Origin of the sequence: Pedobacter roseus (assembly GCF_014395225.1) — a bacterium.
Lineage (GTDB): Bacteria > Bacteroidota > Bacteroidia > Sphingobacteriales > Sphingobacteriaceae > Pedobacter > Pedobacter roseus.
Genome location: NZ_CP060723.1, coordinates 1207893 through 1220726, shown reverse-complemented (window position 1 = coordinate 1220726; position 12834 = coordinate 1207893). Strand labels below are relative to the sequence as shown.

The following is a 12834-nucleotide window of genomic DNA, read 5'->3' as shown; positions in this document are numbered from 1 at the left end:
TTATCATCAGAAAAAAATCTGATGAATTTAATATGAACAAATATTAGTTCATATCACCTTTAACTTTTTTAGCAGTTCCTCTTCCTGGCAGATAAATCTGGAATCCAAAAGACAGGTTTAGATTGTTTTGCGTGGTTGAGTTACCAAAACCTACAAGGCCTTTGTATTTAACCAAAGTTTCTAAACCAATGTTAGGCGTAATAAAATAGGCAAAACCAGGGCCTACACTTAAATCTAACCCGTTAGTGTTTGCACCGCCTCTGTTAACGTTTACGCCACCAACACCAACAGTTGCCTCTGCGAAGAAACGTCCGTGTTTTAATACTTCAACATCTTTCCCAGCATAATAACGACCCAATGCACCTACACCATAAGTTGTTGTGGTGCTAGAGTTTTTAGCAGTTTCTAAACCAAAGTTTACGTAACCACCTACCGCTACATTATCCTGAATAAACCAGGCTGCTTTTGGGGTAATGTCAATACTGAAAATGTTTGGTGCATCTAAACCAAGATTGATATTGGTTAGGTTTCCGCCAACCATTACATTACCTTTTTGAATTTGTGCCTGTGCACTACCTGCAAATAATAATGCAGCGAATACTAGTTTTAATAGATTTTTTTTCATGAATGATATTTTTTATTGTCTACTTCTAACACACGCATAAGTATATAGTTTAAAAAAAATACACAACCAGCATTAAATCTTTGAAAAAGAGCGTCATAAAATCATATTACAAACTATTTTTCAATATAAAAGCTACAAATGATCAAACAATCTGATCTTTGATTGTTTGTAAATCAGGGGGAATAACAACCATTTTTAATTCACAAATCAATTTGATTAAATAAAAAAGCTGATACCATTTTTAGATACCAGCCTTATTAAATACTTTTTGGAATTATTCCTTAAAATTTGAAAGTGAAATTACCCGTAACTTTTGCCGGGGTTTGAGCCGCGTACCTGAACGACCAGTATTGTTCGTTAGTGAGATTATCCACCTTTAAACCGATCCTATATTTTGGTTTATCATAAAATACAGCTGCATCAAGCACGGTGTAAGATGGAATACTGAATTTAAACGCCACAGTATTTACCTGGTTATATGAGCTACCATAAATTCCCCCAAAACCAAATCCCAAACCTTGTGCTGGACCGTTAATCAAACGGTAACTGATCCATAAGTTGGCCATTTTAGGGGCTCCCGCTGTAGCTGGTCTCAAACCTTCAACACTTGCATTGGCTTTGGTATATTTACTATCATTATAGGTATAACCTGCAACAATATTTAAACCTGGTACCGGGTTGGCAATAACTTCGGCCTCAAATCCTTTACTCAACTGTGTTCCATCCTGTAAAGAAAAGTTGGCATGTGCCACATCATCGTAAAGCGTATTGGTAACTTTGATATCATAATAGCTAAAAGTAGCGCTGATTTTATCGAGATCAAATTTAGCACCACCTTCAAACTGGTTGGCATAACTTGGCTTAAAGGTATTTCCTTCAAAATCAGAACCGCCGTTGTTGCTAAATCCATTCATGTAATTACCAAATACCGATACCTTATCTTTTACGATCTGATAAACCGCTCCGAACCTAGGCGAAAAAGCAGTTTGATTATATTTTCCTTTGGTTACATCTGTAGCAACATCATAAGTTCCACCATTAAAATAACGGTCTACCCTTACCCCTGCCATAATCAGCAATTTATCGGTAATATTCAATACATCAGATGCATAAGCACTATAAGTGGTTTCATCATTCGAAACCTGATTGCTGTAAGTTGCTGTGGTAAATAAAGGCGCTACTTTAGTTAAATTGAAATTGTTGTAGGCAGCACCAGGCTTTTTAAAATTTAAAGCAGGCATATTTACCGTAGCATCGTTACGTGTGGCACGCAGGCTGTAAAAATCTACCCCTAATACTACCCGGTTACGTAAACTGCCAATTTTAAAATCGCCATTAAAATTCTGCTGGATATCAGTTCCATAAAAAGGGGAATCCTGATTGGTAACCGCCTGCCTTAAAGTAGAATCGGTTAATAAGTTTAAGGCTACGGTATAAGCTTCAGACGATGAACGGGTACGTGATACAATCGTCTGCGATTTCCATTGCTCAGAGATTTTGTACTTGGCCTGTGCAAAGATATTATACTGCTGGCTGGTGTAGCTAACCGTATTGTTGGCAAATGATATCTTATAAGGCATCTGCAAATCAGTTATGCTTCTGGCTTTTAAGTTCACTAGTGTTGGTGCTATTACCAAACGTGTTGGCGAAGTTGCTTTCGAACCGCTCATCTCCACATCTAATGATAAGCTAAGCCTGTCATTTACTGCATAAGAAAAACTTGGTGCGATCAGATAGTTTTTATAGAAACCTGCATCCTGGAAACTTCTTTCACTGTGCAAAGCGGTATTAATCCTCAATAGAGCCGTTTTCTCCTCATTTAGAGGGGTATTCATATCTGCTGTTAAACGATTCAGGTCGTAACTTGCACCTGAATAAGAAATTTCTCCTTTAAAAGTATCGAAAGGTTTTTTGGTTACGCGGTTAAATAAACCACCAAAAGATGATATGGTACTGCCAAATAAGGTTGCCGCAGGGCCTTTAATCACCTCAATGCGCTCCAGATTGGCCGGATCGATGGTGGTATAGGTAAAACTTCCCACGCCATTCCTTACCAGTTGTGGCGTGGCAAAACCCCTCGAAATGTTGGTTGTTCTGCCCTGGTTACGTACCTCGGCAATACCTGCCCCCGGTACATTTTTAAAAGCGCTGTTGTAATCAGTTATTACCTGTTCTTTCATCAGCTCTTTACTTACCACGCTATAAACCTGCGGATTTTCCATGTTTTTCAACTGCATCTTCGAAACATCCTCACTTTCCTTTTTGGCAAACCTGTTTCCTCCGGTACTGATAATTACTTCCTCCAGTTTTTCAGAAGAGTAATCCAATTTGAGTTCAAGGTTGGCCACAGGATTTTGAGAAGTAACTTCAACGGTTTGAGTAGAACCATCAAAGCCCACCCTAACCATTTGCACAGTGTATTTACCAAATGGAAGATTTTTCAACTCGAATTTTCCATCTGCATCACTTACAGTAGCTTTTTTAATCTCTTTAAGTTTTACGGTTACCCCTTGGGCACTGCTGCCATCTGTAATGGTAATTCTACCTGTGATTGTGCCTTTTTCTGGTTTGTCACCCTGAGCCATGGCCGAACTTAAAGTGAAAAGACATACGAAAAACAAAATTATAGCGCCTTGTTTCGGCTTGGAAACGCCATAACTTGAAAGTAAATTTATAATCATTTTATTCTTATTTAGACTGTTTTAAAATTAGGATGCAAAGAACAGTATTTTGCATTTCAAAAACAACAGCTAATCAGAGATTTTTTACTATCAGAGATACTTATTTTCAGGCAAGCATTTCTTTAAAAAATTCAGCAAAAAACATACTGCTCAAGCTTTTGTTATTTTCATAATTAAATCCATTTAAATGACAAAATTTTGAACCCTCAGTATATCATTTATCTACTTATTGTACTTGCATTACTCTGCATCATGGTATTGGGCTTTGTGATCCGTTACCGGAATATAAAATATCAGCAGGAACTCGCTAATGCTCCTATTGTGCTACCAGAAGCCTATGGTCTTGGTCAAAAAATGTTTAGTGTACACCTAAAATGTGCGGATTTAAAACAAGCTTATTTTATCTTAAGTATTATTTTCAACCTGATTAACATTTTAATGCTGGTAATGCTCATCGGAGAAACTGATCCGTATGATTCCCTTCCTTACCCAAAAATTGTTGATACCATCCTGAGTAAGAAAATGATGTTACCCATCGGGATAGGCTTTGCTGTATTTTTAATTTATAATGCTTATCACCGCGTAAATATTACCTGGGAAAATGGCCCTGTTGTAGCAGAAAACCCTGTCAACATCAGGTATTATGAGATCAAGAAAAATGGCTTGCTGTTAAATGTGATCTACCTGCAAACCGATCAGAGGCTTTGGATATTGGTTCCGGGTACCTCACAAGACCATACAAAATTTAAAGATTTTAACAGGCTTAGGCAGGAGCAACAGGAAAACGATAAGTATACCCGGCAACTTAAAGAAAACTTAAACCATTATGGTGCTCAGGAAAAAAAATTCTCTTTTTTCACCCTTTATTTCAAGTTATCTTTTTTTGCCTTAATGCTAAGTTTTATCCTGATACTTGCTGTTCTGAAGTTCCAATAATTCATCCTGCTGCATTTTCTCATTTTGGCTACAAAAGCCCTCAATTAGGCTACAAAATGGCGTCAAACCTTGTTCACCTTTGATTTATCATTTATTCAGATAAAAAATCATGGAACATCAACAAGAAAATCAAGGTACAGATACCTCAGCAGCTCATAAAGTTTGGTTCATCACCGGTACTTCGCGTGGCTTTGGGCGTGTATGGGCCATAGCTGCATTAGAGCGTGGCGATAAAGTTGCCGCAACGGCAAGAAACCTTTCGGGTATCGCCGATCTTCAGGAGAAGTATGGGAAAAATGTATTGACGTTGGCACTGGACGTAACCAATTATGACCAGGTTGAGCAAGCAGTTAAACAAGCCCACGAACATTTTGGAAGATTGGATATTATTTTTAACAATGCAGGTTATTCACTCGTTGGTACCGTTGAAGAAGCCACCATTGATCAGGTGAAAGCCATGTACGATACCAATGTTTTCGGTGCTGTAGCGGTTATCCAGGCTGCGCTGCCTATTTTACGCAAACAGGGTTTTGGACATATTTTAGGTACTTCGAGCAATCTTGGTCATGTGGTGCTGCCTGTTATCGGTTATTATTGCTCTTCAAAATGGGCATTCGAAGCCATTCACGAAAGTTTGGCTACAGAGGTTAAAGCTTTTGGCATCAAAGTAACCATTATTGAACCAGGTGCTTATGCTACTGAATTTGGAAGTCAGGAATCCTTAAAATTTGCAGACGGTTTGGATGTATACACCGATTTTAAAGCAAAGTTTTTTGAAGGTTTACAGCAATTGGAAAGAGGAAATCCGGCCGCAACACCAGAAGCTCTTTTTAAAATTGTTGATGCTGAAAATCCACCGCTCCGTTTTTTCCTGGGTAGCCATAACCTGCCCTGGGTACGCACGGCTTATGCAGAGCGTTTATCCACCTGGGAAGAATGGGAAACCATATCGAACGCTGCACAAGGTAATTAATCAGAAAATCAACGATATAACCGATAAACAAAAGCTTATCGGTTATATTTGTATATATCAATATGAAAAAGGCAGACAATAGTCCATATAAATTCACTTCGTTAACAGAAGCACACCGGATGATGGGCCTGCCCCAACCGAAACACCCGCTGATTAGCCTGATCAACAACGAAGCACACCCTGTTGAAATGAGCGGACAGCCCAATTCGCACATCCTCAATTTTTATAAAATCTCTTACAAACCTAAATTGAGCGGCAGGCTAAAATATGGTCAGAGTTATTACGATTTTGATGAAGGTGGTTTGTTATTTGCGGCTCCCAACCAGATTATCGGTCATGATGAGGATTTAGAATCTAGTGTTTGTTCGCTATACACCTTATTGATCCATCCTGATTTTCTATTGTCGTTCCCCATCGCCAAAAAAATCAAAAATTATGGTTTCTTTTCGTATTCAGCCAATGAGGCTTTACACTTATCAGAAAACGAAAAAACGACTATCATTAACCTTTTTAAAAGTATTGAAGAGGAACTGAACAGCAGGATCGACGATTTTAGTCAGGATGTGATTATTGCGCAGATTGAACTGTTGTTAAATTACAGTAACCGTTTTTACAAACGCCAGTTTATTACCAGAAAAGTACTGAATAGTGATTTGCTACAAAAGCTGGAAGAGTTGTTAGAAGATTATTTTAAAGATAAACTGCCCATGTTTAAAGGTTTGCCAACGGTGCAATACCTTTCCGATCATTTAAATGTTTCGCCCAGTTATTTAAGCGATCTGCTCCGGTCACTTACCGGACAGAACGCACAACAGCATATCCACCAAATATTGATCGAAAAAGCCAAAGAAAAATTATCGGGTACCAACCTTTCGGTAAGTGAAGTCGCTTACGAACTCGGTTTTGAGCATCCTCAATCTTTTAATAAATTATTCAAGGCAAAAACACAGGTTTCGCCATTGGCATTTAGAAAATTATTTAATTAAGTAGCGTTTTGGTTATTTGCATCGTATAAGCTGTAAATTAAAGCTTTATGAAAAAGATATTACTACTCCTATTGGCAACTGTTTGCATTATTTATGTATCATGCAAAAAAAACACAATTGACAAAGATGGTCCGGGTGAAGTTTTCGGCAAATGGAAACTCACTGAAACCATGTTCGATCCCGGTGATGGAAGTGGAAAATATAAAAAAGTAACCGGCGATGCCAAATACCTTACTTTAGAAAAATCAGCAGACAAAGCCGGGAAATTTAGCGGAAATGCCATGCCGGATTTATATGCATTCAGGATTCTGGATAGCGTAACCATGGAGGTTTTCAGCAATACTTATAAAACGCCTTCTACTTATCGTTATAAAGTTTCGGCAAAGTATCTTCAACTTAATCCACCCTGTATAGAAGGCTGTGGCTATAAGTTTGTGAGAGAATAGCTAATTAACCCCTTGAATGACAAATCCCCTGCTGAAATTTCAAATATTTTGCGGGACTAAGATTGAGGTAATGTTTAAAATCATGAATTAATTGGCTCTGATCGTAAAAACCACAGGTTTCGATGACTTCAAACCAGTTTACCTGCTCATTTTCGATGGCCAGTTGCTGAACCAATTCGATTGCTTTTAAAAAGCGCATATAACGACCGATTTCCCGGGAAGAATAACCCAGATGTTTTTTCAGGTTCATCTGTACCGATCTTTCAGAAAGTTTTTCCTGGGCTGAAATTTCTTTTACCGGACTGATTGGACCATTGCCCAAAGCAATAATCTGTTCAGTTAATGGATGCCTGTTCTGTATATATGGACGGCTAAATTCGAGAAGCTGCGATACTTTTTCCGCCACAGTATCCATTTTACCGAGGCTTGTCCAGAGGGCGGTGAAACAGTTATCATTCAGCAAATCATCCGGATGAAGATATTCGGATAGCGATGCCGTACCGAAAAAACGAAAAAAAGCATCATCTTTAAAATTTACGACCAGCATTTCGCCACCAGCAGGAAGAATGTAGGTAAAAGCCTGTTTAATCGGACCTAAAACCAAACATCTATCCATCGATATTTCTTCATTTTCTTTGGTAACCAATAAAAGCGGCGCACCAAAACTGAATACCATCATGGTTTGGAAAGTAGGCAACAAAGTTTGGGTAATGGGACCTTCAGAATTATTTTCTGCAAAATAAAAATGAGAAAACAGCTCCTCAAATTCAGCAGGAACTGCAATCCGGTAGCCTTTATATGCCTCATCACTTTTCATGACCAAAGATGATCATTTTTAGAGAAAAATCACGATCTAGCTGGTTTCCATTATCTAACCTAACTGGAAGCCCAGAAATTGATACGCTCATTAAATTGGTGGTCTGTTAAGGTACAGACTACGGCTATGGTAAGGCCCGCAACCGATATCGGAAGCTTCGCAATCGATACTGGAAACCTCGCAACCAGTACTTGAAACCTCGCAACCGATGCTGAAAACCTCGCAACCGATACTGTAAACCTTGCAATCGGTACTGGAAACCTTGCAACCGATACTGTAAACCTCGCAACCGGTACTGGAAACCTCGCAACCAATACTGTAAACCTCGCAACCAATATTGTAAACCTCGCAACTGGTACTGGAAATCTCGCAACCGTTACTGGAAATCTCGCAACCAATACTGGAGAATGTTAATTTAGTGGTTTGTGGGGCAGAAACCACGGCTATGGGCCAAGAATCGGAAATCAATTAAACGACTGGCGAAAAGCTATCGGCGATAGATTGGTTTTGGATTTAAACAGCTTACTGAACGATTGTGGATGTCCAAAACCCAATTGGTAAGCAATTTCGCTAATGGTAAGTGTGGTAGTCGATAGTTTTTCTTTTGCCCTTTCAATCAATTTATCGTGGATATGCTGCTGAGTGCTCTGCCCGGTGGTTACTTTTAGCAAGCTACTCAAATAATCTGGTGAGAGGTTTAGTTCTGCTGCAAGGTCATTTACTGTGGGTAAGCCAGTTTCCATGGCATTTCCATCGAAATAACGATCAAGAAAACTTTCTACCTGATCCAAAACCTGGTGGTTGGTAATTCTTCGGGTAATAAACTGTCGGTGGTAAAAGCGTTCAGCATAATTGAGCAGCACCTCGATCTGCGAGATAATGATCTGCTGGCTGAAGTTATCAATATTGGACTGATACTCCAGCTGAATATTTTGTATAATACCCGATAGGGTTATTTCTTCTTTTTCGGAAAGAAACAAGGCTTCATTTACCGAATAGCTAAAATAGGCGTATTTCTTGATGGTATTGGCCAATGGAAAATTCCATAAAAAATCAGGGTGAACGAGCAACATCCATCCCGATTTATATGGTGCATCATCGGTTACTTCGATTCTGAAAACCTGTCCTGGTGAAATAAAAAACAAAGTACCTTCGTCGAAATCATATTCCTGCTGGCCATATTTAAACCTGCCATTCATGTTTTTTTTGAGGGCAATAAAATAGAAGTCGAATACCCAGCTCACGGTATTAATGGCAGACGAATGTTTCATGTCTGCATAATCAATCAAACTGATCAGCGGATGTTCAGGTTTAGGAAGTCCCCTCACCTTGTGGTATTCGCTAATGCTTTTTATCTGTTTAACCTGTTGATTGGCCATTGATTGAGATATTTATGATTACAAACTAAGAAAAAATCCTGAGATGAAGATTTAGTATGCAAATATCTAATTTATTGGAGTAGCTGTTGTAGGCTAATCCTTTAAAGTTGTAGCCGAATCCGGTTCCTTCTGGGCTGTCATCCTGAGCGCAGCGAAGGATCTCCAACCCATAAGCAAGGAACCTAAATAAATATCAATGCTTTATTTTTGGAGAATACGCGAAAGAAAAAGATTCTTCACTGCGTTCAGAATGACAAACTAAATGAGGATCGTTTTTAAACAGTCAAACTCTCCCAAATTACCTCATAAATATCCGGAGCATGCAAAGTTTTACCCACCGGTTTAGACGTCACCAAAATGGGTTTATATTCATCAGTTACATTTGTTCGTCCATGCGATCCCTTAACCAGTTTTGCATCAAGCGGGATTACATCCATTACATAACGGAAACCCGCTTTTTTCCTCAATAGTTTATATCCAGCCCTTAGTTTGGAAGTCATAAACATCTCTACAGGATCGTAACCCGGTTTTTTATGAATATCAACAACTCTTGCATAATCAGGTGCTTTGGCATCATCCAGCCAAAAATAGTAGGTAAACCAGCTGTTTTCTTTAGCTACCAATAACAGGTCGCCAGAACGTTCGTGGTTAATATGGTGTTTTTTCTGTTCTTCTTTATCCAGTACCAATTCAATACCAGCGGCATTTTTCAATAAGGTTTTAACCTGTTCAGTTACACTTTTATCGTTAATGTACACATGCGCAATCTGATGGTCGGCCACTACAAAAGCTTTTGATGCCCCCGGATCTAACAATTCCAAATCCCTTTCCTCGCGGATCTGGATCAATCCGTTTTCCCTGAACAAGCGGTTTAAATGGATCGGATTGTTTACGGGTGCGATGCCATACTCAGAAAGTAAAATGATGCTTGCACCCTTTTCTTCATAGAAACGCACCAACTCTGATACCACCTGATCAATTTCCTGCAATTCTGGTTTGATTTTCTCTAAATCCGGTCCGAATTTTTGCAAACAATAATCCAGATGGGGCAAATAAATTAAGGTTAGTGTAGGATGATGAAGTTTTTCGGTCTCCATTGCTGCATCGGCGATCCATCTGGTTGATTTTATATTGGCTCCCGGGCCCCAAAACTGGAATAAGGGAAACTGACCGAGTTTATTCTGCAGATAATCACGCAGTTCGGCCGGTTGCGAATAACAATCGGGCAATTTACGGCCATCAGCCAGGTAATTCGGACGCGGTGTTACCGAATAATCAGCTGTAGAGTACATGTTGTACCACCAGAACATATTGGCACAGGTAAAATTCGGATCTTCCTTTTTAGCCTGATCCCATATTTTTTCGGCATTAACGAGTTTGTTCGACTGTTTCCAGAATTTGATTTCAGCATCTGCATGATCATACCAGCCATTGCCCACAATCCCCGTTTCAGATGGAAATTTTCCCGTCAGGTAGCTTGATTGTACTGAGGTAGTAACTGCAGGTAACAACGGTTCGATGGTAGTGAAATGATTTTCAGAAATATATTTTTGGATAAAAGGCGTATGTGCCCCGATTACGGAACCAGATAAGCCAACAATATCGATAACAACGGTTTTATGCATAATTTTACTGTTCTAATAATGTTTTCACCCAGGCCAGTTCTCTAATGATAGAATCGTTTAAAGGTGCTTTTAAATCTGTCGGCAAAACATCCCAGGTGTAGGTTTCTACTTCAAGATGCGCTGTAAAAGGATTATTTTTCTGCAGGTTTAATACTTCTGTAATATCGCTTTGGGTTGATTGGATCAAACCCATATCTTCTACAAAAATCGGTACGTGGAAATGTGCCCGCAACTCGTCTATCGTTGGGTCTTCACCCTCTGACAATGCATCAGCCAGATCGGGGTAACGGATCAAACTGCCATCATTTTTGCGTGCAATAACCTGGTGGAGATAAGTTGGTTCATCGAAACGGCTTAACTGCTCCAATACGGCTGTCCTATCTGCTATCGACTCCGGTAATTTTGCTTTCAGCGCCGCGCTGATCTGAATTTTACCAATTTTAATGCCTTTATCGTTTAACTCGCTGATAATGGTGGTATGCGGTTCATATCCGATGGCAAAATGACAAACATCGTAACATAAACGGATGTGATTTTTGACCAGCTTTTCATCATTTCTGGCAGATAAAAGTACATTTTCGTACCAATCAATAAACTCAGGACCAGATTCCAGAAAACCATCAGGTTCTGGCTCAATATCCAGGTGGATTACTTTTCCAGTTTGTTCTTGTATCTGTTGCAAACCTTCTGCAACTTTTAAAATATTGGCTGTTGCATTAATGGTGGCAATTTCTCTTGCTTCAGCATCGGTAAACCAGGGTTTATAGCTTAATGGAGACGTTGAAATGCCGCCATCCATATCATCGGGAAGTAATTGCGAAAGAATTTCGGCTAAACGGAGGGTATAATCTACCCGATCATTTGTCGTCCAATCGGGTGCATGTACCTGGTCTTTAACCCTGGTGTGGTGAAAACCACCATAAGGAAATCCGTTCATGGTAAATACATACCCACCTTCATCTTCGAGCCATTGTTTAAAAGCGGATAAATGATTGTTCTCTAAAATTTCGATACTGGCGAGGTTGGAAAGGCGCAAACCAATTCCCATGTTTGAATCAGGCGATAATTTTGCTTTTAATATGGGAAAACTAGCTTTCAACACCGCAAAATGTGCTTCCCAGTTTTCGCCTGCGTAAATATTGGTACAGAAAGTTAAATGACCGGAGTTTAATTTCATTGTTTAATGCTGAATAGTAACGCTTTGATTATTTAAAATTTCGGCCGCCTGTTTTAGAATTTCCGCATCCATTTCGTGTATTTCTTCGCCACTACCAATACCAGTAAGCAAAGTAATGGTTAATTGGCCGCCAAGATGTTCTCGGAATTCTTCCAGCCCCTGTAATATCGGACTATTGCCTTCAGTAACTTGTAATAATGGATGCGTTAACTCAAACCCTAGTTGTTGGATCAAATTAATTACCCTTTGTGCTTCATCGGCTGTAATCCTTCCGGATAAGTTTGAATAAACGCTATCCAAAGCAATGCCCATGGCTACTGCTTCACCATGCCTGACTTCAAAATTGGTGAGGTATTCGAGTTTATGGGCGCTCCAATGACCGAAATCCAATGGCCTGGCCGAACCATTTTCGAAAGGATCGGCACTGCGGATATGCTCTAAATGTAGTTTGGCGCATTTCCAGATCTGGTAATTCATTGCTTCTGTATCGCGGGCGGCAAGTGCTGTGGCATTGGCTTCAAGCCATTCGAAAAATTCGGCATCTTTAATCAGCGCCACCTTAATGGCTTCAGCAATACCCGATCGCCAGTCGCGATCAGATAAAGTGCTTAAAAAAAGTTCGTCGTTAAAAACAGCAACGGGCGGTGAAAACGTACCTAAAAAGTTCTTTTTATTAAAATAATTGATGCCGTTTTTTACGCCAACACCAGAATCGTTCTGCGAAAGTACAGTACTGGGAATCCTGATGTGTTTAATTCCTCTATGTGCAACAGTAGCGGCATAACCTGCCATATCGAGCACAGCCCCGCCACCAATAGCCGCAACAAAAGAATGCCTGTCGATACCATGAACGTTGATCGCTTCCAATACCTGATCGAAATAACGGGTATCATTTTTAACCACTTCTCCCCCCGGGATAACCAAAATATCCTGAACCAACTGTGTCCTGTTATATTTATAGAAATAAGTTTGAATCTCCTTAATAAGCGCTGGATGAGCGTTGGCTACACCTTCATCGATTATAAATAAAATCTTTTTTACGGTAACCGCGGGATTTAGGTTGACTAAAAAGCTGTTCAGTAATTCGTTTTCAGGTGAAAACAGCGCTGAAGTAAAAAAAATATTGTATTGATATTGTACGGTAAAGGATTGATTTAAATGTTCCATATTAGTGGATAATGTGTGTTGA

General features: G+C 39.4%; 12 protein-coding genes. 4 read left to right on the top strand and 8 right to left on the bottom strand.

Annotated features, from left to right (window positions below):
* Nucleotides 1–43: 43 nt before the first annotated feature.
* Both H9L23_RS05540 and H9L23_RS05535 read right to left on the bottom strand, forming a co-directional pair.
* On the bottom strand, nt 44–625 hold the full coding sequence (locus H9L23_RS05540) for an outer membrane beta-barrel protein (RefSeq protein ID WP_025144227.1): 582 nt from the start codon (nt 623–625) through the stop codon (nt 44–46).
* 281 nt (nt 626–906) lie between these two features.
* Nucleotides 907–3306 (bottom strand): TonB-dependent receptor, encoded by a 2400-nt coding sequence (locus H9L23_RS05535; RefSeq protein WP_223191040.1) that lies wholly within the window; start codon nt 3304–3306, stop codon nt 907–909.
* A gap of 198 nt (nt 3307–3504) precedes the next feature.
* On the opposite strand from H9L23_RS05535, the gene H9L23_RS05530 reads away from it, so the two are divergent.
* From H9L23_RS05530 to H9L23_RS05515, 4 genes are all read left to right on the top strand, one after another.
* A complete protein-coding gene (locus H9L23_RS05530; protein ID WP_187594031.1) occupies nt 3505–4242 on the top strand; it encodes a hypothetical protein in 738 nt (245 codons plus the stop codon).
* A gap of 109 nt (nt 4243–4351) precedes the next feature.
* Nucleotides 4352–5215, top strand: a complete 864-nt coding sequence (locus H9L23_RS05525; RefSeq protein ID WP_187594030.1) for an SDR family NAD(P)-dependent oxidoreductase — start codon at nt 4352–4354, stop codon at nt 5213–5215.
* A gap of 62 nt (nt 5216–5277) precedes the next feature.
* Nucleotides 5278–6201 (top strand): helix-turn-helix domain-containing protein, encoded by a 924-nt coding sequence (locus H9L23_RS05520; RefSeq protein WP_187594028.1) that lies wholly within the window; start codon nt 5278–5280, stop codon nt 6199–6201.
* A gap of 47 nt (nt 6202–6248) precedes the next feature.
* Nucleotides 6249–6647, top strand: coding sequence for a hypothetical protein (locus H9L23_RS05515; RefSeq protein WP_187594027.1), 399 nt, complete (start codon nt 6249–6251; stop codon nt 6645–6647).
* Nucleotides 6648–6651: 4 nt separating this feature from the next.
* Here the strand turns inward: H9L23_RS05515 and H9L23_RS05510 are convergent, their stop codons facing one another.
* From H9L23_RS05510 to H9L23_RS05485, 6 genes are all read right to left on the bottom strand, one after another.
* A complete protein-coding gene (locus tag H9L23_RS05510) occupies nt 6652–7464 on the bottom strand; it encodes a helix-turn-helix domain-containing protein (RefSeq protein ID WP_187594026.1) in 813 nt (270 codons plus the stop codon).
* Between the two features lie 90 nt (nt 7465–7554).
* Complete coding sequence (locus H9L23_RS05505; RefSeq protein ID WP_187594025.1) at nt 7555–7932, bottom strand: hypothetical protein; 378 nt, start codon at nt 7930–7932, stop codon at nt 7555–7557.
* Complete coding sequence (locus tag H9L23_RS05500; protein ID WP_187594024.1) at nt 7929–8843, bottom strand: AraC family transcriptional regulator; 915 nt, start codon at nt 8841–8843, stop codon at nt 7929–7931. Before H9L23_RS05500 ends, H9L23_RS05505 begins: the two co-directional genes overlap by 4 nt.
* A 275-nt stretch (nt 8844–9118) precedes the next feature.
* Complete coding sequence (locus tag H9L23_RS05495) at nt 9119–10468, bottom strand: alkaline phosphatase family protein (RefSeq protein WP_187594023.1); 1350 nt, start codon at nt 10466–10468, stop codon at nt 9119–9121.
* A gap of 4 nt (nt 10469–10472) precedes the next feature.
* Entirely contained in the window at nt 10473–11645 is a 1173-nt protein-coding gene (eboE, locus tag H9L23_RS05490) for a metabolite traffic protein EboE (protein WP_187594022.1), read from the bottom strand.
* Between the two features lie 3 nt (nt 11646–11648).
* Nucleotides 11649–12812, bottom strand: coding sequence for a 3-dehydroquinate synthase (locus H9L23_RS05485; RefSeq protein WP_187594021.1), 1164 nt, complete (start codon nt 12810–12812; stop codon nt 11649–11651).
* Nucleotides 12813–12834: the final 22 nt, after the last annotated feature.